This is a genomic window from Allobosea sp. P4_C6 (assembly GCF_056402015.1).
In genome coordinates, this window is sequence record NZ_JBFUIF010000026.1 from 39,735 (window position 1) to 63,093 (window position 23,359).

19 protein-coding genes are annotated in these 23,359 nt (G+C 66.2%); 9 read left to right on the forward strand and 10 right to left on the reverse strand.

Annotation, left to right across the window (positions count from 1 at the left end; all coding sequences use genetic code 11):
• The first annotated feature begins 8 nt into the window (after nucleotides 1–8).
• The 3 genes from AC1DVA_RS18375 to AC1DVA_RS18385 are packed head-to-tail and all read left to right on the forward strand — an operon-like array spanning nucleotide 9 to nucleotide 2,880.
• On the forward strand, nucleotides 9–1,037 hold the full coding sequence (locus AC1DVA_RS18375) for a TRAP transporter substrate-binding protein (protein WP_476806830.1): 1,029 nt from the start codon (nucleotides 9–11) through the stop codon (nucleotides 1,035–1,037).
• Nucleotides 1,034–1,576 (forward strand): TRAP transporter small permease, encoded by a 543-nt coding sequence (locus tag AC1DVA_RS18380; RefSeq protein ID WP_265052683.1) that lies wholly within the window; start codon nucleotides 1,034–1,036, stop codon nucleotides 1,574–1,576. The genes AC1DVA_RS18375 and AC1DVA_RS18380 overlap by 4 nt, the downstream gene beginning before the upstream one ends.
• On the forward strand, nucleotides 1,573–2,880 hold the full coding sequence (locus AC1DVA_RS18385; protein WP_476806831.1) for a TRAP transporter large permease: 1,308 nt from the start codon (nucleotides 1,573–1,575) through the stop codon (nucleotides 2,878–2,880). The genes AC1DVA_RS18380 and AC1DVA_RS18385 overlap by 4 nt, the downstream gene beginning before the upstream one ends.
• A gap of 60 nt (nucleotides 2,881–2,940) precedes the next feature.
• Here AC1DVA_RS18385 and AC1DVA_RS18390 read toward each other — a convergent pair whose 3' ends face one another.
• From AC1DVA_RS18390 to AC1DVA_RS18405, 4 genes are all read right to left on the reverse strand, one after another.
• On the reverse strand, nucleotides 2,941–3,741 hold the full coding sequence (locus tag AC1DVA_RS18390) for an amino acid ABC transporter ATP-binding protein (protein ID WP_476806832.1): 801 nt from the start codon (nucleotides 3,739–3,741) through the stop codon (nucleotides 2,941–2,943).
• Nucleotides 3,738–4,652, reverse strand: a complete 915-nt coding sequence (locus AC1DVA_RS18395) for an amino acid ABC transporter permease (RefSeq protein ID WP_265052680.1) — start codon at nucleotides 4,650–4,652, stop codon at nucleotides 3,738–3,740. The genes AC1DVA_RS18390 and AC1DVA_RS18395 overlap by 4 nt, the downstream gene beginning before the upstream one ends.
• Before the next feature lie 14 nt (nucleotides 4,653–4,666).
• A complete protein-coding gene (locus AC1DVA_RS18400; protein WP_476806853.1) occupies nucleotides 4,667–5,512 on the reverse strand; it encodes an ABC transporter substrate-binding protein in 846 nt (281 codons plus the stop codon).
• Nucleotides 5,513–5,609: 97 nt separating this feature from the next.
• Nucleotides 5,610–6,590 (reverse strand): substrate-binding domain-containing protein, encoded by a 981-nt coding sequence (locus AC1DVA_RS18405; RefSeq protein WP_476806833.1) that lies wholly within the window; start codon nucleotides 6,588–6,590, stop codon nucleotides 5,610–5,612.
• 97 nt (nucleotides 6,591–6,687) lie between these two features.
• Here AC1DVA_RS18405 and AC1DVA_RS18410 point away from each other — a divergent pair, with 97 nt between their 5' ends.
• On the forward strand, nucleotides 6,688–8,019 hold the full coding sequence (locus AC1DVA_RS18410) for an aminotransferase-like domain-containing protein (protein WP_476806834.1): 1,332 nt from the start codon (nucleotides 6,688–6,690) through the stop codon (nucleotides 8,017–8,019).
• Nucleotides 8,020–8,061: 42 nt separating this feature from the next.
• On the opposite strand, the gene AC1DVA_RS18415 is transcribed toward AC1DVA_RS18410, so the two are convergent.
• The 5 genes from AC1DVA_RS18415 to AC1DVA_RS18435 all read right to left on the reverse strand — a co-directional run bounded on the left by AC1DVA_RS18415 (nucleotide 8,062) and on the right by AC1DVA_RS18435 (nucleotide 15,215).
• Nucleotides 8,062–10,359: a glycoside hydrolase family 31 protein gene (locus AC1DVA_RS18415; protein ID WP_476806835.1), complete on the reverse strand. Its 2,298-nt coding sequence runs from the start codon at nucleotides 10,357–10,359 to the stop codon at nucleotides 8,062–8,064.
• A 189-nt stretch (nucleotides 10,360–10,548) separates the two neighbouring features.
• Nucleotides 10,549–11,628, reverse strand: coding sequence for an ABC transporter ATP-binding protein (locus tag AC1DVA_RS18420; protein ID WP_476806836.1), 1,080 nt, complete (start codon nucleotides 11,626–11,628; stop codon nucleotides 10,549–10,551).
• 232 nt (nucleotides 11,629–11,860) lie between these two features.
• On the reverse strand, nucleotides 11,861–12,913 hold the full coding sequence (locus AC1DVA_RS18425) for a carbohydrate ABC transporter permease (RefSeq protein ID WP_476806837.1): 1,053 nt from the start codon (nucleotides 12,911–12,913) through the stop codon (nucleotides 11,861–11,863).
• Nucleotides 12,910–13,932 (reverse strand): carbohydrate ABC transporter permease, encoded by a 1,023-nt coding sequence (locus tag AC1DVA_RS18430; protein ID WP_476806838.1) that lies wholly within the window; start codon nucleotides 13,930–13,932, stop codon nucleotides 12,910–12,912. Before AC1DVA_RS18430 ends, AC1DVA_RS18425 begins: the two co-directional genes overlap by 4 nt.
• Before the next feature lie 5 nt (nucleotides 13,933–13,937).
• On the reverse strand, nucleotides 13,938–15,215 hold the full coding sequence (locus AC1DVA_RS18435; protein WP_476806839.1) for an ABC transporter substrate-binding protein: 1,278 nt from the start codon (nucleotides 15,213–15,215) through the stop codon (nucleotides 13,938–13,940).
• A 167-nt stretch (nucleotides 15,216–15,382) separates the two neighbouring features.
• Here AC1DVA_RS18435 and AC1DVA_RS18440 point away from each other — a divergent pair, with 167 nt between their 5' ends.
• The gene (locus tag AC1DVA_RS18440; RefSeq protein ID WP_476806840.1) at nucleotides 15,383–16,429 is read left to right on the forward strand and encodes a LacI family DNA-binding transcriptional regulator; all 1,047 of its coding nucleotides are present in this window, start codon (nucleotides 15,383–15,385) and stop codon (nucleotides 16,427–16,429) included.
• 19 nt (nucleotides 16,430–16,448) lie between these two features.
• Here the strand turns inward: AC1DVA_RS18440 and AC1DVA_RS18445 are convergent, their stop codons facing one another.
• Nucleotides 16,449–17,456 carry a hypothetical protein gene (locus AC1DVA_RS18445; protein ID WP_476806841.1) on the reverse strand — a complete coding sequence of 336 codons (1,008 nt, stop codon included), beginning with the start codon at nucleotides 17,454–17,456 and terminating at the stop codon, nucleotides 16,449–16,451.
• Between the two features lie 209 nt (nucleotides 17,457–17,665).
• On the opposite strand from AC1DVA_RS18445, the gene fdnG reads away from it, so the two are divergent.
• The 4 genes from fdnG (at nucleotide 17,666) to fdhE (ending at nucleotide 23,345) form a co-directional block, all read left to right on the forward strand.
• Entirely contained in the window at nucleotides 17,666–20,749 is a 3,084-nt protein-coding gene (gene fdnG, locus AC1DVA_RS18450) for a formate dehydrogenase-N subunit alpha (protein WP_476806842.1), read from the forward strand.
• 10 nt (nucleotides 20,750–20,759) lie between these two features.
• Nucleotides 20,760–21,680 carry a formate dehydrogenase subunit beta gene (gene fdxH, locus AC1DVA_RS18455; RefSeq protein WP_265052669.1) on the forward strand — a complete coding sequence of 307 codons (921 nt, stop codon included), beginning with the start codon at nucleotides 20,760–20,762 and terminating at the stop codon, nucleotides 21,678–21,680.
• Nucleotides 21,664–22,359: a formate dehydrogenase subunit gamma gene (locus AC1DVA_RS18460; protein WP_476806843.1), complete on the forward strand. Its 696-nt coding sequence runs from the start codon at nucleotides 21,664–21,666 to the stop codon at nucleotides 22,357–22,359. The genes fdxH and AC1DVA_RS18460 overlap by 17 nt, the downstream gene beginning before the upstream one ends.
• A 65-nt stretch (nucleotides 22,360–22,424) precedes the next feature.
• Nucleotides 22,425–23,345 carry a formate dehydrogenase accessory protein FdhE gene (gene fdhE, locus AC1DVA_RS18465; RefSeq protein ID WP_476806844.1) on the forward strand — a complete coding sequence of 307 codons (921 nt, stop codon included), beginning with the start codon at nucleotides 22,425–22,427 and terminating at the stop codon, nucleotides 23,343–23,345.
• The last annotated feature ends 14 nt before the right edge of the window (nucleotides 23,346–23,359 follow it).

The following is a 23,359-nucleotide window of genomic DNA, read 5'->3' on the forward strand; positions in this document are numbered from 1 at the left end:
TACGAGGAATGGCGGGCGCCTTGCTGGGCGCCCTGTTCGGCCTGTCTCTCTCAGCGGCAGGTGCGCTCGCGCAGACCATCGAGCTCAAGGTCTCGCATTACCTGCCTCCCAACCACCAGCTTCACAAGAAGCTCGAAGAGTGGGGCGACGATCTTGCCAAGCGCTCGGGCGGGCGGCTCAAGCTGACGATCTTCCCCGCCGCGCAGATGGGGCCGATGCCACGGCAATACGATCTCGCCCGCACCGGCGTCGCCGATATCGCCTTCTTCCTGCACGGTGCGCTGCCGGGGCGCTTCCCGCTGACGGAGCTCACCCAGATCCCCTACATCTTCAATCGCGGTGAAGGCGCCGCCTCCAAGGCGATCAGCACTGCGGAGGCCTCCGCGATCGTGACCGGGATGGCCGCCGATCTCGCCGCCGAGCATGAAGGCACGAAGCTGCTCTACTTCATCGCGACGCCGACGGTGAGCCTGTTCTTCAACCGCGGCGCGGTGCGCGACCCTGCCGCGATGCGCGGCCTGCGCATCAGGCACAACGGGCCGATAGCGTCCGCGATGATCGAGGCCTGGGGCGGCAGCCCGGCGGCTGTCACGCCGGCAGAGCTTTCAGACGCGCTGGCCAAGGGCACCATCACCGGCATGCTGTTCAACTACGAGGCGGCAAAGTCCTTCCAGATGGCCGAGAGCATGAAGTCGGTCACGCCGCTGAAGGCGTCCGCCGGCACCTTCGCGCTGGTCATGAATGCCGAGCGCTACAAGTCCCTGCCGGAAGACCTGCGCAAGATCATCGACGAGACCACCGGGCCGGAGGCCGCGCGGAAGATCGGCGCGCTCTACGACGCGGCCGAGGATGACGGCGAGAAGTATCTGCGCGCGGCCAATGTCGAGATCGTCGATCTGACACCCGCCGAACGGGCCGCCTTCGAGGAGAAGACCAAGCCCATCGCCGCCGCCTTCCTGCCCAAGGCCGAGGCGAAGAACCCCAAGGCGCGCGACTTCTACGAGCGGCTGCGGGCAGCCGTGGGCAGGGCGCAATGACCGGCGGCGGCGCAGGACATCGCTTCGATCCGGCGCGTCTTCTGACAGCTTGCGGAGCGATCGCGCTGGCCGTGATGCTGCTCTGGACGATGCTCGACATCGGCGGGCGGCTCGCCTTCAACCATCCGATCCACGGCACGCTCGACCTCGTCGAGGTCACGCTGGTTCTCGTCGCCTTCCTGGCGCTGCCGGATTGCTTCCGGCGGGACGAGCAGATCAAGGTCGACATCTTCGACGCGGCGGCGGGGCCGCGTGGGCTCGCGATGCTGATCCTGATCGGCGAGATCGCGACGCTTGCCTTCCTCGGGCTGCTCGCCGCCACGCTCCTGCAGCCGCTCATGGACGCCTATCGCTTCGGCGACCAGAAGCCCGATCTGCCGGTGCCGATCTGGACGCTCCTGTTGACGATCGAAGTCGCCCTCATCGTTTCCATGATCGTCGTCCTGGGCCGCGTCATCACGCAGGTCAGGATGTTTCCGCGGGGCGAGAACAAGCCGAAAGCGGCCGCACTGCATCGCCAGGAGGAGGCCACGCCATGAGCACGACCACCATTGGCCTCCTCGGCATGGCGACGCTCGTCGGCATGATCCTGGCCCGCATTCCGGTCGCCGTGGCGCTCGGCCTCGTCGGCTTCGTCGGCTATGCCGCCATCGACGGCTTCGCCAAGGCCAGGCTCGTCTTCGGCGCGGTGCCGCTCGAATTATCTTCCGCTTATTCGCTCTCGGTGCTGCCGTTGTTCACGCTGATGGGCGCGCTCGCGACGATGGCCGGCCTATCCGGCGATCTGTTCCGCGCGAGCAACGGCATCTTCGCCGGCATCCGCGGCTCGCTCGCCATGGCGGCGGTCGGCGCCTCGGCGGCCTTCGGCGCCGTCTGCGGCTCGTCGCTGGCGACGGCGGCGACGATGAGCCGGATCTCGATTCCGCAGATGCTGAAGGCCGGATATTCGCCAGCGCTGGCGGCGGGTGTGGTCGCCGCCGGCGGCACGCTCGGCATCCTGATCCCGCCTTCGCTGATCCTGATGATCTACGGCATCATCGCCCAGCTCTCGATCATCAAGCTGTTTGCGGCAGCGCTGATCCCGGGTCTTCTGCTCACCGCCCTCTACCTCGCGACCGTGGCGCTCTGGGTCTGGCTGCGGCCCGAAGCGGCGCCGAAGCTGCCGGCGGAGAGCCGGGCCCAGACCTTCCGCCTGGTGCTGTCGATCTGGGACGTCGCGCTGCTTTTCGCGGTCACTTTCGGCGGCATCTATCTCGGCTGGTTCAGCCCGACCGAGGCGGCTGCGGTCGGCGCCTTCGGCGCCCTCCTGCTGGGGCTCCTGCGCGGCGGCTTCAAGCGCGGCGACGTCGCCACCGCCTTCACCGAGACGACGCGCATCACCGCCAATCTCGTCCTGATCGTGCTGGGATCGACGATCTTCTCCTATTTCGTCGTGCAGACCGGCATGGCCCAGTCCGTGGTCAGGAGCATCGATGCGGTCGGCCTGCCGCCGCTTGCGGTGATGCTGCTGCTCGTCGCCTTCTACGTCTTCCTCGGCTGCTTCCTCGAAGGGATCGGCATGGTGCTGGTGACGGTGCCGGTGCTGCTGCCGCTCGTGCTGTCGACGGGCTACGATCCGATCTGGTTCGGCGTGCTCCTGGTGATCGTCGTCGAGATCGGGCTGATCCATCCGCCGGTCGGCATGAACCTCTTCGTCATCCGTACGCAGGCGCCCGAGATCAGCCTGGGCGCGATGTATCGCGGGGTGCTGCCCTTCCTGGTCGCGCCCTTCGTGCTGATCGCCATGCTGCTCGCCTGGCCGGACCTCGCGCTGTGGCTGCCGCGCCATCTTGGAGGCATGTGAAGGCGGCGCGCGGTCGGCCCGTCAGGCCTTTGGAAGCTGGCAGGGCCGTCCGATCGAAGTTCAGGCCGCTTCGCGAATGAAGCGGCTGAGGAAGAGGCGGGTCCGCGGATGCTGTGGATTGGCCAGCACCTCTTCCGGGCGCCCCTGCTCCACCACGAGCCCGCCATCCATGAACACGACGCGATCGGCCGCCTCCCGTGCGAAGCCGATCTCATGGGTGACGACGATCATCGTCAGCCCCTGCACGGCCAGATCGCGCATCGTCGCCAGCACCTCGCCGACCAGCTCGGGATCGAGCGCCGAAGTAGGCTCGTCGAACAGCATCAGCCTCGGGCGGATGGCGAGCGCACGAGCGATGGCGACGCGCTGCTGCTGGCCGCCGGAGAGCTGGCGCGGATAGGCGTTGGCCTTCTCGGTCAGCCCGATGCGGCCCAGCAGTTCCATCGCGTAGTCGGTCGCGGCCTTGCGGCCGTGCCGGTGCACGCCGACCGGCGCCTCGATGATGTTCTCCAGCGCCGTCATGTGCGGGTAGAGGTTGAACTGCTGGAAGACCATGCCGATCTGGCGGCGCTGCGCCGCGATCGCCCGGTTCGACAGCTTGATCAGCYGCTCGCCGGCGAGCCGGTAGCCGATCTGCTCGCCCGCGACCATGATCGAGCCGCGATCGATCGCCTCCAGATGGTTGATGCAGCGCAGGAAGGTCGACTTGCCCGAGCCTGAAGGCCCGAGGATCACGACGACCTCCCCGGACGCGACATCGAGATCGATGCCCTTCAGCACCTCGTTGGAGCCGAAGGATTTGTGGACGTTGCGGGCGCTGACCAGCGGCACGGCTCCGGCGTCGGTTGCGTTGCGGATCATGGGGTGGGCTCCGCGATGACGACGGGCGCCGCCTGGGTCGAGCCGCGCTCGCCGCGGGCGTAATAGCGCTCGATGAAGCCCTGGCCGACGTTCAGGACCGAGGTGATGGCGAGATACCAGATCACCGCGACCATCAGCATCGGGATGACCTCGAAGGTGCGGTTGTAGACAGCCTGCACCGAATAGAGCAGATCGGCCATGGCGATGACGCTGACCAGCGAGGTCGCCTTGATCATGCTGATGAGCTGGTTGCCGGTGGGCGGYACGATCGAGCGCATCGCCTGGGGAATGATGACCCGGCGCAGAGCCCGCGAGCGCGTCATGCCGAAGGCATCGGTCGCCTCGACCTGCCCCTTGTCGACCGAGAGCAGCCCACCCCGGATGATCTCGGCCATATAGGCCGCCTCGTTCAGCGAGAGGCCGGCGATGGCCGCCGTCATCGGCGTGATCAGGTCGTTGGTGTGCCAGCTGACGAGCGTCGGCCCGAAGGGGATGGAAATCGAGATTTCGGGAAAGAGCGTCGAGAGATTGTACCAGAAGATGAGCTGCACCAGCAGCGGCGTGCCACGGAAGAACCAGATGTAGAGGCCGGCGAGGCCGCTCAGCAGCCGGTCGTCCGAGAGCCGGGCGACCGCAAGCAGCAGCCCGATGGCGACGCCGATCACCATCGCGACGACCGTCAGCCCGAGCGTGACGTAGAGCCCGCGCAGGATCGACTCGGCGGTGAACCACTGGGCCACCACCGGCCAGCCGAAATTCGGATTCCAGGCGACGATCCAGGCGAAATTGGCCGCGACGACGAGCACGAAGGCCCAGATCAGCCAGCGACCCCATTCGACCGGGCGGTGGGCGGTGGCGACGTCGCGCAACGTCGCCTGCCTATCGCCCGCCATGTCAGCTGCGGTGCTCATCGTTCGGCCGCCGCTCAGTTCGTCGACCGGTTGATGCCGGGCTCGTCGATCATGTTGTTCTCGAGCCCCCATTTCTTGAAGATCGCGGCATAGGTGCCGTTCGCCTTCAGCGCCTTGATGCCGTCGAGCAGGGCGGCGCCGAGCGGTGAGCCCTTGGGCACAACGGCGCCCTGGAACAGGTCCTGGAAGCCGTTCGCCTTGCCGATCGCGGCGAGTTCGAGATCGCCCTTCGCCTGCTGGACGAAATAGCTGAGCGGCGCCTGCGACGAGAAGAACGCGTCGGACCGGCGCGAGCGCACGGACAGGATCGATGTCGGCTGGTCGGTGAAGGACATCACCTCGAGCGCCGGCTTGCCGTCGGCCGCGCATTTCTCGGCCTGCGCCTTGATGACCTTCTCGGCCGAACCGGCGGACATCACCGCGATCTTCTTGCCGCAGCTATCCTCGAGGCTGGTGATGCCCTTCGGATTGCCCTTCTGCACCGCGAAGATCACGAATTCGCGGACGTAGTCGACGAAGTCGTTCGCCTCCTGGCGCGTCTTGAAATCGCCGATCGGCCCCATCGCGAACTGGAAGCGCCCGGCCGCGATGCCGCTCAGCGCCGAGGCGAGGCCGTTGACCGTCGCATGCTCGATCTTGACGCCGAACAGCTCGCCCAGCGCCTCGGCCAGATCGGCGCTGGCGCCGATCATCTTGTTGGTGTCCGTGACGATCTCGTAGGGCGGGAAGGAGCCGTTGTTGACCGAGATCATCTTGCCAGCGCTGCGGATGGTTTCCGGCAGCTTGGCGCGCAGGCTCTCGTCGACCTTCTGCTTCGGGATCTGAATGGATTGGTCCTGCGCCTGGGCCGCCCCCTGCATGAGCGCTACGGAGAGCGCGACGGCACCGGCCAATTTCACGATCGTCTTCATGGCGACATTCCCCTTCGTCGTTATGTCTTTGATCAGATGGCGCCGCTCAGGCGACGCGCGCAGGCTCCGCCAATTCACCGGCGGCTGGGAACAGCGTCTCTGGCGTCAGATCGGTCTCCGCGAGCTCCTGGATCCGCAGCTGATCGAGAAACGCGGCAATCATCACCCGGTTCGGGCCGAGACCGCTAGCGTTCCAATCCGCCGGGAGATCATGTCCGCTGCGCACCAGTTCGTCGATCAGCCAGGGCGTGGTGTCGGCGTAACGGCGGCGCTTCTCCAACCAGACACGCTGGCTCTCGTCGAGCAGATCGCTGAGCGCCTGCGGCAGCCAGGGATCGCGCGCTACGATCTCGGGCTTGAGCCCGATGATGTGCATGCCCGGCACGTAACCGACCTTGTCGAAATACCCCTTCTCAGCCGCGCGGATATCAGGCAGCAGCGCGCGGAACGGCGAGCCGGGCGAGAAGAAGCCCTTGGGCATGAACGGCATCAGGACGGCGTCGATCTCGCCTGCCGTGAGCAGGTCGAGCAGGGGCGGCTGGCCCGGCAGCGCCTCGATCCGGCCGGGCCGCGCATAGCGCCCGACACGGTCGGTGATCGGGTGGTCCGCGCCAAGGCGGCTGACCGCCCAGAAAGCGTCCTCGATGCCGACGCCGGATTCGGCCAGAGCGGCCCGTGTCCAGGTGTTGCCGGAATCCTGCCAGCCGGCGATGCCGATGCGTTTGCCGCGGAGATCCTCGAAACGCTTCAGCGGGCTCGCCGCCGTGGTGACCACGCAGCGATGCCGGAAACCGCGCATGATGAAGTTCGGAATGCCGAAGACGCCGGTCTCGCCACGTGCCTTGCCCGTGGTGTAGCGGCTGAACGAGATTTCCGAGGCATCGAAGCGCGGATCGCTGGCGAAATCGTCCGGCAGGGCCGCCAGCCGCTCGATCTTCAGTTCGAATTTTTCGGGGACGAGATCGCCGAGCAGCAGCGGCGTGATGAAGTCCCAGTCGCGCAGGGCCAGCCGGATAACAGGTTTCAACACACACCTCGTTCCAAGCCTTGAATATGGCGAGATTAAATGTTCACTTTACCTGATCAATCGATATTACGTTCCTGAACATTCTTTTCTGAATCTGATGAACAGCGAAACCGACGCAACCTGGCTGGCAAGCCGCCTGACGCAACGCACAGCACGCGGGCTCGCGCTGGAGGTCAGCGGCCTGATCCGCTCGGGCGCCCTGCCCGTGGGCCTGCGGCTACCAACCGTGCGTGACCTTGCCTTCCGGCTCGGCGTCAGCCCCGGCACGATCTCCGAGGCCTGGAGCGAGCTGAAGCGGCAGAAGATCGTCTCGGGCCGCGGCCGCGGCGGCGCCTGGGTCAGCGGCGACAGTGCCACTCCGCGCCCTTCCCGCATGGGCAGCGTCGCGCATTTCGCGCCTGATGTGCTCGACCTCTCATTTGCCATTCCCGATGCCGGGCTGCTGCCGCCGCTGCGCGAGGCGCTGGCGCATGCGGCCGGGGCCGAGAACCTGAACAGCTACGAGCGCACGCCTATCCTGCCCGCGCTGCGGGACGCGGTCTTGCCGCAATGGCCTTATGCCCCTGACGCCTTCCTCGCCACCAATGGCGGCTACAACGCGGTCTACTCGGTTCTCCATGCGACCGTGCTGCCGGGGGCTTGCGTGGCGATCGAAGACCCCACCGCGATGCGGCTCCTCGACATCATCGAGGATCTCGGCGCGGAGATCCTGCCGATCGGCTGCGATGCGGAAGGCCCCCTGCCCGATCAGCTGGCGGCGGCGCTGGCGCGGCGCCCTGCCGCCTTCATCTTCCAGCCGCGCACGCATTCCGTGACCGGCCGGCATGTCAGCGCCGGGCGCCTGCAGGAACTGGCCGCGGTGCTGGCCGGCAGCGAAACCCTGGTGATCGAGGATGATGGCGTCGGCGATGTTTCGGTTCACCCGCCGATCAGCCTGGGAACGACCATGCCGGAGCGGGTCGTCCATATCCGCTCGTTCTCGAAGTCGCTCGGGCCCGATCTCAGGATCGCCGTGCTGTCGGCGCCAACCAACATCATCCGGCAGATCCAGTCCTATCGCAGCTTCTCATCGGGCTGGACGAGCCGGCTGCTGCAGGCCGCGACAGCCTGGCTGATCGAGGATGCCGCGACGGCGCAACACGTCGCCAAAGCCCGCGCGATCTATGCCGAGCGTCGGCGGACATTGCTGGCCGGCCTGGCGGAGCATGGCGTCGCCATGCCGGAGACCGACGGGCTCTGTATCTGGATCCCCGTCGAATCCGAGCAATACGCACTGGTGACGCTTGCCGCCCATGGCATCGCTGTCCTGCCGGGCAGCAAATGCTCGCTGCGGCCGACCGAGCATGTCCGGCTCGCCACGGCGATTTTGGCTGATGGGCATGAGCGGGTCGCGGCCGCTGTGGCGCGCGCTGCGCGCCGCAGCGATTGAGGCCGGCCGGCGCAAGCCAACCGACCCTGCACCCCAACTGGCTCAGGCGCCGGGCTTGGTCCCGTCTGTCGCGATATGCCGGATCGCGATGCGGTCGAACCGGGGCTCGGTCTCGCCCTGCTGATGGGTCTCGATCTCGCCATCGCGCACGCTGAAGCGCAGCACGGTCCCGCCGGTGCCGCGCCAATCGCTGGTCTCGCCGTCATCCTCGTAGAGTTCGCCGCTGGCGCCCTCGACGATACCGCAGACGAGCAGTTCGCGCAGGTCGTCGATGCCCTCGGGATTGCCGAGCGGGATCAGCGCACCGGCGCGGACGAAGACCGGCAGGCGGCCGAGCGGCGCCGCGACCGTCGCGACCGCGCCACCGGCAAAGTGCTTGCCCTCGTGCCAGTCGTACCAGCCGCCCTCATGCACCGGCAGGTAGACGCTGCGCTCGCGGGCGCCCTCCTCCAGCACCGGCGCGACCAGCACGTCCGGGCCGAGCATGAAGGCATCGTCGGTGTTCACGGCCGTCGCATCCTGCGGGAAGTCCCAGAGCAGCGGGCGGATCGCCGGCGTGCCGTCGCGGCTCGCCCGCCACATCAGCGTGTAGAGATAGGGCATCAGCCGGTAGCGCAACGAGATCGCCTCGCGCACCTGCGGCACTATCTCCGGATACATCCAGGGCAGGTTGACGACGCCGTCATCGTTCCAGGAGTTCATGACCATGCGCGGCCATAAGGAGCAGAACTCGTTGAAGCGCACGAAGAGCTCGGGGCCGGGCGTCGGGCCGTGGAAGCCGCCGACATCATGGCCGATGCTGAATAGGCCCGACAGGCTCATGTTGAGGCCTTGCGTCAGGTTGTAGCGCAGTGTCTTCCAGGCGGTCTCGTTGTCGCCCGACCAGGTCTGGGCGTAGCGCGAGATTCCGGCGCAGCCACCGCGGGTGATCGCATATTGCCGCTTGCCGGGCTGGTGCTCGGCCTGCGCCTCATAGGAGAGCTTCGTCATCAACAGCGGCTGCGCCGGGCGCGCCAGCGCCTGCCGGAACGGCCGGCCGTCGCCGTCGCAGACAGCGTCCTCGTCCCAGATCTCGTATTCGTTGTTGTCGTTCCAGACGGTGGTGAAGCCATAGTCGAGCAGCGCCGTCTCGATGCCGTTCCGCCACCAGGCCCGGCCCTTGGGGTTGGTGTAGTCGAGGTGGAAGCCCAGCCCGTCCCAGAACTGTGCGACGGCCGGCTCACCGGTCTTGCCGTCCTTCACGAGGAAGCCGCCGTCGAGCGTTTCCTTCAGCCGCGGATGGTCGTCGAGGAGGCAGGGCTTGAGATTGGCGACGGTGAAGATGCCGACATCGTTCAGCCGCTGCATCGTCGCCTTCGGGTCCGGAAACTTGTCCCGGTTCCAGTTGAAGGCGTAGCGGCGATGGCCGATCTGGGTGTAGCCCGAGCCGAAGTGGAAGCTGTCGCAGGGGATGCGATGCGCCTCCAGCTTGCCGATGAAGTCGCTGATGCGGGCATCGGCATCGGGCGCGTCGGCGATCGCCATCGAAGTCACGCCGAAGCCGAAGGACCAGAGCGGCGCGAAGGCCTGCCCGCCGGTCAGCCAGGAGAAGCGCCGGACCACGTCCGGCACTGTCGGGCCGGCCATCACGTAATAGTCGAGATCGCCATCGTCGCCTTTCCATGAGCGGAATAGGCCATGGTAGTTGTCGAGCGTGCAGCCGAGATCGACGCTGCCGGTCGAGAGGTTGTCGTAGAAGATGCCGTGCGCGCCGACCGGCCCGTCGACGATGAAGAAGGGCAGCATCTTGTAGAGCGGGTCCGACAGCTCCGCGTCGAAACCGCAGGGATCGACCGCGTCGATGGCGAAACGGCGACCGGTGCGATCGAGCGAGCCGGCCTTGTCGCCGAGGCCGTAATGTCGCTCGGCGTAGTCGCGCGCCATGAAATGCGCGAGCGCGCCGGTGCGCGGCGAAACCAGATAGGCCTGCGTGGTGCGGTCCTGGAGGAAGGGCTTTTCCTCGCCATCGCGGCGCCAGGCGATGCCGAAGGGCGCGAGCGTGACCTCGGCCGTCAGCCCGCCGGCCGAAAGAACGACCCAACCCTCGCCGGTGCTGACCTTGGCGCTCGGGCAAGTGAAACCTGAGAGATCGTCGCGTGGACGCCCCTCATAGGCCGGCTCCAGCCCGCCGGGCGCGATCGACCAGCCACGGTCGAGCCGATAGCCGTCCTGCGGCTTCAGCGTGACACGGCCGATATCGCCTTCGAGGATGCGGACGGCGAGCGTGTGGCCGAGCCCGACATCGAACAGGGCAGCTTCGCCATCGCGGCCGAGATAGCGGCCTTGCGTGAGGGCTTTCATAGAATGGTCTCCGAATACCGAAATCTTGTTCCCGCCGTCATTCCGGGGCTTCGCATAGCGAAGAGCCCGGAACCCAGAACCGACGCCGGCGCCGCAACTGTCGATCGGGCCGATCCTCTCCTGAGAAGCCATCGGTTCTAGGTTCCGGGCTCAGGCCTTCGGCCTGCCCCGGAATGACGGAGCAAATCTTCAAACCCTGACCGCTTTTCCCGCTTCGTCGAACAGATGCAGCTTCTGCTGCGGGAAGGCGAGCGGGACCATATGGCCGCGCTCGTGCTCGCTCTGGCCGTCGAGCTTGAGCGTGATCTGGGGCAGGCCGGCAGCCGAGCCATATAGATAGCTTTCGCCGCCAAGCCGCTCGACCAGCTCGATGGCGAGCGGCAGGCCCTGCCCTTCCGGCGCCAGCGCGAGATGTTCGGGCCGGATGCCGGCCGTCACGGCTGCGCCGGCGGCAAGGTCACCGGTCGCGCAGGCGATCTCATATTTATTCCCTTGGCCGCCCTCGCCGAGCGCGACCCTGCCTGCCGCCGTCACGCGGCCCGGCAGCAGGTTCATGCGCGGCGAGCCGATGAAGCCGGCGACGAAGAGATTTTCGGGCCGGTTGTAGAGTTCGAGCGGCGTGCCGACCTGCTCGATCCTGCCGCCATGGAGCACGACGATGCGATTGGCCAGCGTCATCGCCTCGACCTGGTCATGGGTGACGTAGATCATCGTGCCGCCGAGCTCGGCGTGGAGCGCGGCGAGTTCCTTGCGGGTCGCGACGCGGAGTTCCGCGTCGAGGTTCGAGAGCGGCTCGTCGAACAGGAAGATCTTCGGGTCGCGGACGATGGCGCGGCCGATGGCGACCCGCTGGCGCTGGCCGCCGGAGAGCGCCCTGGGCTTGCGCTCAAGATAGTCGGTGAGGCGCAGCATTGTAGCCGCGCGCCTGACGCGCTTATCGATCTCGTCCCGCTTGAAACCCATATTCTCCAGCGCGAAGGCCATGTTCGCGTAGACGCTCATATGCGGATAGAGCGCGTAAGACTGGAACACCATCGCAAGGCCGCGCTCGGATGCCGGCAGACCAGTGACGTCGGCGCCGTCGATCGCGATCGTGCCCCCGGTGATCTCCTCCAGCCCCGCGATCGAGCGCAGCAGCGTCGATTTTCCGCAGCCGGAGGGGCCGACGAAGACGACGAACTCGCCGTCTGCGACATGCAGGTCGATGCCGTGCAGCACCGTCGTCGCGCCATAGGCCTTGCGAACGGCGGAGAGCTTCAGTTCGGCCATGCCAAGGGCCTCCTGGACCATGCTGTCTTTGCGCGGAACCGCGCCGTCATTCCGGGGCGTCGCGCAGCGGCGAGCCCGGAACCCATGAACACAGATCTCAGCCGCAAAGGCTCCGTCCCAACAGCGTATCGATGGATGAAAGTCGTATTCATGGGTTCCGGGCTCAGGCCTGCGGCCTGCCCCGGAATGACGGCGGGGCTTCCCGAAGAAAGCATGGTTCCAGCGACATCTCTCATTTCATGCCTGTATTGGCGATGCCTGTGGTGATGAAGCGCTGCAGGAAGACGAAGACGAGCGCGACCGGCAGCAGCGTCACCACCGTCATCGCCAGCAGGTAGTGCCACTGCGTCTGCAACTCGCCCTGGAAGGCGTTGAGGCCGATCTGCAGCGTGTAGGCCTCGGTCTTGGTCAGCACCGCGAGCGGCCAGAGAAACTCGTTCCAGCGCCACATGATCGAGAAGATCGCGAGCACGGCCAGAGCCGGCATGGCGAGCGGCATGACGATGCGCCAGTAGATCTGCCACTCCGAAGCCTTGTCCATGCGCGCCGCCTCGATCAGGTCGCGCGGCAGGGTGAGCATGTACTGGCGCAGCAGGAAGACGCCGGTCGGCGTCGCCGCGCCGGGCAGGATCACGGCCCAGAGCGAATTGACGAGGCCGAGCTTGGTGATGACGAGATAGACCGGCACGAGGATGATCGTGATCGGGATCATCAGCGTGCCCACCACCATCAGCATCACCGCCGTCTTGCCACGGAATTCGTAGATCGAGAGCGCATAGGCCGCCATCGAGTTGATGATCAGCGTGATGATCGTCGCGACGACCGTGACGAAGACCGAGTTCCACAGGAAGCGCGTGAAGGCGAAGCGCTCCAGCGGCTCGGTGTAGTTCTCCGTGGCGAGCTTGAATTCGCGCACCGGAGTGCGCTTGTCGATCGGCACGCGGATCGTCTCGCCCGGATTGGCCGGGTCGACCATCTGCGCCTGAATGCCGATGCGGCGCACCTGCGCCAGCACGCGCTTGCTGCCATCGGGCATCTCGACCTCGAAGAGCGGCAGCCTCTGAGTCTGGCCGGGCACCACGACCTCCTTCTGCGACATCGGCAGCAGCGAGGGCGGGAATTCGAGGAGGCCGGCCTGCGTCTTGAACGAGGACATGCCGAGCCAGAGCACGGGGCCGAACATCAGCACGACGCCGAAAGCGAGGTAGGCATAGGCCGCGATATCGGTCCAATGCCAGCGGCCCGGCTTGCGGCGGGCGGTGGCCAAGCGGGTCACAAGACTCATGCGGCCCCCTTGCGGCGGCTTGCCGCGAGCTGGGCCAGCGTCAGCGCGAAGAGCACGACGCCGAGCACGACGGAGGCCGCCGCCGCCAGGCCGAAATTCTGGACCTGATTGGCGAAGGCCGTCTCGTAGATGTAATGCACCACCATCAGCGTCGCGGTGCCCGGCCCGCCGCCGGTCAGCACGAAGACCTCGTCGAAGGTCTGCACGCCGCGGATCAGCGCCAGCACGATGACGACGATCATGTTGGGCCAGAGCAGCGGCAAGGTGATGCGCCAGAACATGCGCCAGCGCGGCGTCGCATCCATCTCTGCCGCCTCGTAGAGATCGGCCGGGATGGCCTGCAGGCCGGCAAGCAGTATCAGCGTGTAGAAGCCCATATGCGCCCAGATCGAGACGAAGACGATCCAGAACATCGCCCAACTGGGATCGACCAGGAAGAGGATGCGCTCGCCGCCGAGCGAGGTGATGCCGGCGTTGAGCAGCCCGTCGCGCTGCAGAATCCATTTCCAGGTCAGCGCGACCACCACCGGCGAGAGCAGAACGGGAAAGAAGTAGACCGCCCGGAAGAAGCCGCGCGCCCGGATCTTCATGTTCAGCACCACCGCCGTCAGCAGCGAGAACAGAACCATCGCGGTGACCTGGAAGGCGGTGAAGCGGGCGGTGTTGTAGACGCCGCGCCAGAAATGATCCTCGCGGCAGGAGCTGGGGTCGAGGAAGGAGCCGCAGTCGAAGAGATAGGCGTATTGCTGCGCCCCGACGAAAGGGCGCTCGGAGGGGAAGAGCCCCGCCCCGCCCGTCACCGAGAAGATGAAGTTGATGACGAGCGGCAGGAAGACGAAGAGCGAGAAGAAGGCGAGGTTCGGAAGGAGGAAGACATAGGCCATCCGCCGCTCGCCGATCCCGCGCTGGAGCGCGCGCATCGGCCAGTCGACCAGCCGCATGAACCACGCCAGCGGCGCGGCGAGGAGGCCGGCGGCGCCCGCGCCACCCTGGCGCGGGTTCGGGTCGGCGGGGGCCATCGCCCTTACTTCTTGCGCTCGGCGATCTGCTGGGCGATGTCGGATTCGATCCGCTTGAAGGCGTCGTCGAGGCTGCCTTCACCCGAGATCGCCTGGCCGAGACGGCTGATCACCGCGTTGAAGATGACGCGGTTGTTGACGTAGCCCTGCAGCTTGTAGGCGACCGGCGAAAGCTGCGCGACCTGATCCGAGAAGACCTTCAGCGCGGCCTTGGCCTGCGGCTTGGCATCCTTGTAGTCGAGGCCCTTGGCCGCGATGCCGAGATGGCCGGGCACGAAGAGCGAGCGGGCGTAGAACTCGCTCAGCACCGGTTCGCTGGCGAGATAATCCATCACCTTGGCGACGGCCTCCGGGCTCTTGGTCGTCTTGATCGCGACGAGGCCGGCGCCGCCCGGCATGCCCGAGCAGTTCGCCGCGCCGCAGGGCGAGGGAACCGCGACCCAGTCGAAGGCGTCGCCGACCGTCTTGTCGAACTGGGCGATCTGCCAGGAGCCGGAGTGGTACATCACCACCTGGGCGTTCTTGAACTCGTCGTTGGCGCCGCGATAGGCCGTGCCGGAAACCGAGCCCCAGAGCTCTTTCTTCATCACGCCGTTATTGTGCCAGTCATAGACCAGCTTGGCGGCGCGCTTGAAACCGTCGTCGATCACGGCCGGCTCGCCCTTGTCGTCGAAGACCTTGGCGCCTTCCGAAACCGCGACCGAAAAGAAGCGGTGGCCCGAGCGGTCCATCGCCAGCGGGAACGGCGCCTGCACCTTGGCGGCGACATCCTTCGCCGCCTTGCCCCAGTCGTCCCAGGTCGCCTTGGGGCCGGGCATGGCGATGCCCGCCTGCTCGAACAGCGTCTTGTTGACGAAGGGGCCGGTGACGGTGAGCTGCGTCATGAAGCCGGTGATCGCGCTGGAATCGCCTTCGGGGCGCATCCAGGGCAGGAACGGCCCGAAATTGTTCTCCCAGTAGGAGGCGTCCTTCAGATAGGGGCGCATGTCGAGCGCGTAGCGGGCGATGCCGCCGAGATCGACGACGCGGGCGATGTCCGGCCCCTGCCCCGAGGCGAGCTGGACCGGGAGATTCTCCGTGATCGCCTTGTAGGGCACCTGGTCGAGCACGACCTTGATGCCCTTGTTCTCAGCCTCGAAGCGCTTCAGCAGATCGGAGACGACCTCGCCCTCGTTGCCGTCGGAATACCAGGCGATGCGCACCGTGGTCTGGGCGAAGACCCCGCTGCCGGCGACGAGGCCAACCGTCAGCGCGAGCGCGGAAATCCAATGCTTCCTCTGCATCTGCGTTCCATCCCTGAATGATCGCGACGCCTCAACGAGCGTCTTGACAACTACTAAGGCAAACGTTTGCCTTGCTTGTCAACGGGCGAAGCGCACGCCATTGCTGCGCTCATTGGCCGATGCCACCTGCCAGTGAAAACCACCGCGCGCATGGACTGGGGAGGATAATGACGGCGAAGGCCGCAAGACCGCAGCAGGCAAGACCGGGGCAAGGCGGGATTTCGCTCGCCACCGTCGCGCGCGACACCGGTGTCTCGGTCGCGACGGTTTCCCGTATCGTCAACGGCAAGAGCGGCCGGGCCTCGGCCGACACCATCGTTCGCGTCGAGGAAGCGATCGCGCGGCTGGGCTATCGACCCAACCCGGTCGGGCGTGCACTCAAGCGCCGGGCCAGCCGCGTCGTGGCTATGCTGGCGCCCAATCTCGACAACCCCGCCATGGCCGCGATCGCGGTCTCGACGGAGGCCGCACTGCGCGATGCCGGCTTCGTCATGATCCTCTGCGACACGCATGATCGCGCCGATCTGCAGGATGACTACCTGCGGGCGATGCGCGACCAGTTCGTCGCGGGCTACGTCATGGTCAGTGCGGTGCGCAGCCCGGGCCTCTCCGATGCGCTGAAGCGCGGCGACCCGATGGTCTTCGTCGCGCGCCGCAACCCGCTCGGCGGCGGGGCCTATGTCGGCATCGACAACCGCGCCGCCGGCGCGGACGCAGCCGATTACCTGCTGGCACGGGGCATCGAGAGCACGGCCGTGCTGATGGCCGCAGAGAATGCGTCCAGCACCGCAGAGCGGGCAGCCGGCTTCATCGACAGGCTCCTGGCGCGCGGCTTTGCCGCCGACAGGATTCGCCGGGCGAGCGCGCCCGGGCTGTCGCATATCGAGATCGGCTACGCCGCTGCAAAGAACATGGTGGAGGATGGCGGCTGGCCGGATAGCGCGCTGTGCGTCAGCGACATGATCGCCTATGGCGCCTATCGGCTGGCGGCCGAAAGCAGCGTCGCCATTCCCGAACGGTGCGCGCTGATCGGGATCGACGGGAATGCGATCAATCGCTGGATCGCGCCCTGGCTGACGTCGATCCGAATTCCCTATGAGCACTTCGGCCAATATGTCGTGGCACAGCTGAGGTCATTGTGGAGCGGCGCGCCGACGCAGGAGGTCAACGTGCCCCATGATCCGCCGCTCGTGATCGAAAGCGCCGGCGTCTAATACTCGGCTCGCCGTGCACTCACGGCAGCGGGCGGAGCGCGACCAGCGGCTCTTCCGCCGTCCCGCCCAGGATCAGCGCCGCGAAGGGCACCTCTCGCGTCGACCCACCATCAGCCAGCACGACCATGCCGACGTTGCGGCCATCGAAACGCACATCCTTCACCCGCACCCCGTCCCGTTGCCCCCGCACTTTCGCTCCGACGATCTTGCCGATGCGCCAGTGCTGACCCACGGTTGCCGATCCCGCCGAGGGGTCCGCAGCGGCTTCGCTTCGGTCGGAGGCGCCGCCGGCTGCGGCCTGGTCTGTCTGGGCTGCCGGCGTCATGTCACGTCCGTATTCTTGATTGAGCGACGGTCCGGCGCCTGGAGCGGGAGACGGGGCCGCGGCAACGGCAGGGTCAGCCCTGGATGGTGTCGCTCCCGAACCCGTTCCCTGCTGCGGCGCCATGCCGGTCGAGCCCGAACCGGTCTCAGCCTTTTCGGCAGCCTCGGATGTCTTGCCGGCGGCACGGCTTTGCTCCGCTTCCTGCGCGGTATCCAGCGACGGGCGGGTCGCCGGCTGCTGATCCGGGCGTGGCTGCTCGGCCGTACCGGAAGCAGGCGGTGTGCTCGGTGAAACCGGAATCAGGCTGCTCGCCGTTTGCCCCGCCTGCTGATTCGCGCCTGAGACTGGCGGCGCACCGGGCGGTGCCGGCCGCGGCGCCTCGGGATGGTATTCGCGCAGCTTCTCCAGAACAGCTTCCCTGTCGCCGAGCTGGATCGCTCCGTCGCGCGGCGGCGGCACCTCACCCAAATCGACCACGTTCAGCTTCTGCCCCAGCCCGAGAACCCCGCCCCGGCCGACGATGATCTGCGCCAATCGGCCATCCGAGGTCACGATCACGTCATGCAGCGTGCCGATCTCGGCCTTACCGGCCAAGAGCTTGAAGTCCTTGATCTCGGTGAAGGAGACCGAGGGTGCTTGAGCCCATGCTGACGGAGCGACAGCTATCGAAGCGCTTCCAAGAATCGCGAGATATTTCAGCATGATGGCCTCCTCATCGGGCGACGACCGCCTCGCACGGAGGACTCGACGGGAAACGCACCGCCAGCCGCGCTGTTCCGACGGCGAAGGCGTACGCCCAAAGTCTAGCGCCGCGACACTTTGCCCAATGAAGCGGCAGCTTGACGGCCTTCCGGCAGGGTTTCACTATTCTAAACAGGAACAAGGCGTTCTTGTTCGCCTGGGAGGTTGAGATGCTGCATGAGCTCTCGCGCCGCCAGTTTCTGAAAGCCGCAGGTGCGGGTCTGGGCGGCTCTGCCGTCGCCGCGCTCGGGTTTGGTGGTGCCGAGGAGGCACTCGCCCAGGCCGTGCGGCCCTTCAAGCTGGCGCGCACCACGGAAACGCGAAACACCTGTCCGTACTGCTCCGTCGCCTGCGGCGTGATCATGTACAGCCTGGGCGACAAGTCCAAGAACGCCCACCCGGCGGTCATCCACATCGAAGGCGACCCGGACCACCCCACCAATCGCGGCACGCTCTGCCCGAAGGGTTCCGCCCTCCTCGATTTCGTCCATTCCGAGACGCGCACCAAGTTCCCGCAATATCGCGGCCCCGGCGAGCGCCAATTCCGGCAGGTCAGCTGGGGCGAGGCGCTCGACCGCATCGCGCGGCTGATGAAGGACGACCGCGACAAGAACTTCATCGCCACCAACCAGGACGGCGTGACCGTCAACCGTTGGCTGTCCACCGGTTTCCTGGCGGCGTCGGCGACAACCAACGAAACGGCCTTCCTGACCTACAAGGTCGTGCGAAGTCTCGGGGTCCTGGCGTTCGACAACCAGGCGCGCGTTTGACACGGACCGACGGTGGCCAGTCTGGCCCCAACATTCGGTCGCGGTGCGATGACGAACTCCTGGACGGACATCAAGAACACCGACCTCGTCATTATCATGGGCGGCAATGCCGCCGAGGCGCATCCGTGCGGGTTCAAATGGGTCACTGAGGCGAAAGCCCAGCGTGGCGCCAAGCTGATCGTCGTCGACCCGCGCTTCACGCGCTCGGCCTCGGTCGCGGATTTCTACGCGCCGATCCGGCAAGGCACCGACATCGCCTTCCTGCTCGGGGCGATGAAGTACTGCATCGACAACGACAAGATCCAGCATGATTACGTGCGCGCCTTCACCAACGCGCCCTATATCGTGAAGGAGGGCTTCGGTTATCAGGACGGGCTGTTCACCGGCTATGACGAGGCCAAGCGCGACTATGATCGCTCGAGCTGGGAATACGAGCTCGGGCCGGACGGCTATGTCCAGATCGACGAGACGCTCCAGCACCCGCGCTCGGTGTACCAGCTGCTGAAGAAGCACATCTCGGTGTATACGCCGGAGATGGTGGAACGCATCTGCGGCACGCCAAAGGACAAGTTCCTGGCGATCTGCAAGATGATCGCGGAATGCTCCGCGCGCGACAAGACGATGACGTCGATGTACGCGCTCGGCTGGACGCAGCACTCCAAGGGCTCGCAGAACATCCGCTCGATGGCGATGCTGCAGCTCCTGCTCGGCAATATCGGCGTGCGCGGCGGCGGCATGAACGCCCTGCGCGGGCACTCCAACATCCAGGGACTGACCGATATCGGCCTGATGTCGAATCTCGTCCCGGGTTACCTCACGCTGGGGACCGACAAGGAGGTCGATTTTTCGACCTACATGTCGACGCGAGGCTTCAAGCCGCTCAGGCCCAACCAGATGAGCTACTGGCAGAACTACAAGAAGTTCATGGTGAGCTTCCTGAAGTCGATGTGGGGCCCGGCGGCGACGCCGGAAAACGAGTTCGCCTATCAGTGGCTGCCCAAGCTCGACGTGCCCGGCTACGACGTGCTGCGCACCTTCGAGCTGATGAACCAGGGCAAGGTGAACGGCTATTTCTGCCAGGGCTTCAATCCGCTGCTGTCCTTCCCCAACCGGGGCAAGATCACAGCTTCGCTGTCGAAGCTGAAGTTCCTGGTGGTGATGGACCCGCTGCAGACGGAGACATCGCGGTTCTGGAAGGATGAGGGCGTCCATAACGACGTCAAGCCGGAGTCGATCCAGACCGAGGTCTTCGAGCTGCCGACGACCTGCTTCGCCGAGGACGAGGGCTCGCTGGTCAATTCCGGCCGCTGGTTGCAATGGCACTGGCCGGGGCAGGAACCTCCGGGCGAAGCCAAGCCCGACACCTGGATCATGGCGCAGATCCACATGCGCCTGCGCGCGCTCTACCAGAAGGAGGGCGGGGCCTTCCCCGACCCCATCCTCAACCTGCACTGGCCCTATCGCGATCCGCAGGACCCGCAGCCCGACGAGATGGCCAAGGAGATGAACGGCTACGTCGTCTCGACCGTGACCGACCCGGTCGATCCGACCAAGGTCGTGCTGGAGAAGGGCAAGCTGCTCGACACCTTCGGCCAGCTCCGCGACGACGGCTCGACCGCCTGCGGCTGCTGGATCTATTCCGGCAGCTGGACCGAGCGGGGCAACATGATGGCCCGGCGCGACACCAGCGACCCCGGCAATACCGGCGCCTATTCGAACTGGGCCTTCGCCTGGCCGGCCAACCGGCGCATCCTCTACAATCGCGCCTCGGCCGATATCGACGGCAAGGCCTGGGATCCCACGCGCAAGCTGATCGAATGGAACGGCACGGCCTGGACTGGCTACGACGTGCCGGACATCGCGCCGACCGCCAAGCCGCGGGATGTCGGCCCGTTCATCATGAACCCCGAGGGAACGGCCCGCCTGTTCTCGCGCGGCATGATGAAGGACGGCCCCTTCCCGGCCCATTACGAGCCGTTCGAAAGCCCGATCGCCAACGTGCTCGCCCCGAAGATCCGCGGCAATCCCGCCGCGCGCATCTTCAAGGACGACCTCGCCGCGCTCGGGACCTCGGACAAGTTCCCCTATGCGGCGACCTCCTACCGGCTGACAGAGCACTTCCACTTCTGGACCAAGCATGTCTGGGTCAATGCGGTGCTGCAGCCGGAGTTCTTCGTCGAGATCAGCGAACAGCTGGCAGCGGAGAAGAACATCAAGGTCGGCGGCTGGGTGAAGGTCTCCTCGGCACGCGGCGAGGTCTACGCCAAGGCCGTGGTGACCAAGCGCATCAAGCCGCTGATCTGCGACGGCAAGACCGTGCATGTCGTCGGCATCCCGCTCCACTGGGGCTTCACCGGTGCGGCGAGAAAGGGCTTCGGCCCCAACAGCCTCACCCCGTTCGTCGGCGACGCCAACATCGAGACGCCCGAGTTCAAGGCGTTCCTGGTGAATGTCGAGCCGTCCAACGGGCCGGCCGTGAGCTAGGGAGGGTCCGATGGCAGGATTGCAAAGTCAGGACTTCGCCCGCATCTCGGCGACCACCTTCAGGCCGCCGGACGTCCGCCATGATTTCGAGGTGGCGAAGCTCATCGACGTCTCGAAATGCATCGGCTGCAAGGCATGCCAGGCGGCGTGCCTCGAGTGGAACAATCTGCGCGAGGAGGTCGGCTACAACCGCGGCGTCTACGACAATCCGCATGACCTGACGCCGAACACCTGGACGCTGATGCGGTTCACCGAATGGGAGAACCCGGAGAGCGGCAATCTCGAATGGCTGATCCGCAAGGACGGCTGCATGCACTGCGCCGACCCCGGCTGCCTCAAGGCCTGCCCCTCTCCCGGCGCGATCGTGCAGTACAACAACGGCATCGTCGACTTCGTCTCGGAGAACTGCATCGGCTGCGGCTACTGTGTGAAGGGCTGCCCGTTCAACATCCCGCGCATCAGCCAGACCGACCACAAGGCCTACAAGTGCACGCTCTGCTCGGACAGGGTCTCCGTCGGCCAGGCGCCGGCCTGTGCCAAGGCCTGCCCGACCGGCGCGATCGTCTTCGGCACCAAGCAGGCGATGCTGGACTATGCGCAGACGCGATTGACGGATCTGAAGTCCCGCGGCTTCAAGAATGCCGGCATCTACGACCCGCCGGGCGTCGGCGGCACGCATGTGATGTATGTGCTGCACCATGCCGACAAGCCGCAGCTCTACGCCAACCTGCCGCAGAACCCGCGGATCAGCCAGGTCGTCGAGCTCTGGAAGGGGCTGACCAAATATGCCGGCATGGCAGCCATCGGCTTTGCCGCCACCTTCGCTTTCGTCCATGGCATCGTGGCACGACGCAACGATGTCAGCCGCGCGGAGGATCGAGAGGCCGAGCATCTGATCGACGAGGAGGCTGCCCGTGGTCGTGAGGCGTGAAGAGGAGCGCACGACAGTCGATCGCTATCCCGGCCGCGTGCGCGTCAATCACTGGGTCACCGCGATCTCGCTGATCCTGCTCGCGATCAGCGGTGCCGCGCTGTTCCATCCTTCGCTGTTCTTCCTGTCGAGCTTCTTCGGCGGCGGCTCCAACACGCGGGCGCTGCATCCCTGGATCGGCGTCGTGCTGCTCGCCAGCTTCGCCATCCTCTTCGTCCAGATGGTCAGATACAATTTCTGGACGAAGGTCGACACGCAGTGGATGCGCCATATCGGCGACGTGATGTCCGGCCATGAGGAGAACCTGCCGGAAATCGGCAAGTACAACGGCGCACAGAAGATCGTCTTCTGGCTGATGACGCTCCTGATCCTCGTCCTGTTCGGGACGGGTATCATGATCTGGTACGAATATTTCGGCGCGACCTTCACCATCGAGCAGCAGCGCTTCGGCCATATTCTGCATGCGCTGGCGGCGATCGCGATGCTGCTGGTCGTCATCGTCCATATCTATGCCGGCTTCTATGTGCGCGGCACCATGAACGCGATGACCGAAGGCAAGGTGGCGGGCGGCTGGGCCTTCCGCCACCACAGGCTCTGGCTGCGCAAGGAAGCGCGCGAAGGCGTGATCGACGAGCGACAGGTGCCGCCGCGCCGCCACAGCCCCGGCGCGGCCGAATAAGACCCGTTGCGGCGCGGCTCAGGCCGCTCCGCCTCCCGTGACCCGTGCGGTTCGAGAGGACCAGGATGAGCAATGTTCCGGGCTTCGATGCCCTCGAAAATGTCGGCATCGCCGAGCGCGACAAGCCTCCCTTCGTCAGATTGCCGAAGCCCGAAACCCTGTTCGGCCTGAGAGCCATGCGCTTCGCGGCGCTGGCGCCAGGGCACCAGCTCGAAGCTTACCTCGCCTTCCTCGCCGAACTGTCGAAGATGCAGGACAGGGTGGTGCATGAACTCCCGTCCCCTGCCCTGCCGCCCCTGACCGAGATGCGCCAGCGCGCCGGCCACGCCATGCCGATCCTGCCGCGCGAGGGGCTCGCCGACGAACCGGCCGCCTCGGAGAGCTTGGCACGACTTACCACCCTGCTTGCCGATGTGGCGATGCCGGACCTGGCCCGCGCCGCGCTCGAACGTGCCCGTAATGCGACCGGTGAAGAGCGTCAAGCGATGTTCGCCGCGGTGCTGGCGGACGCCGTGCCGGTCGAGACGGTGGCCGAGCATATCTTCGCCGCCGCAGCTCTTCAGGTCGTTGCCGCCCGGCGCGCGGCGCAGCTCAATCCGCTGCTGCCGCAGCCGGTCGCGGACGGGGTCTGTCCGTGCTGCGGCGGACCGCCCGTCACCAGCACGGTGGTCGGCGACGCCAATATCGAGGGCGTGCGCTATGTCCAGTGCTCGCTCTGCGCTGCGCAATGGAACCATGTCCGGGTGAAATGCGTCTCATGCGGATCAACCAAGGGCATCGCCTATCAAGCGATCGAGGGCATTGCCGACACGATCAAGGCGGAAACCTGCGACGAGTGCCGGACCTATGTGAAGATCCTCGAGCAGCGCAAGGATATGGAGCTGGAACCGGTGGCGGACGATGTCGCGAGCCTCGGGCTCGACCTGCTGGTGACCGAGGCCGGCTGGCGACGCGCAGGGGTGAACCCGTTCCTGCTGGGATACTGATTTGTTGGTCTGCC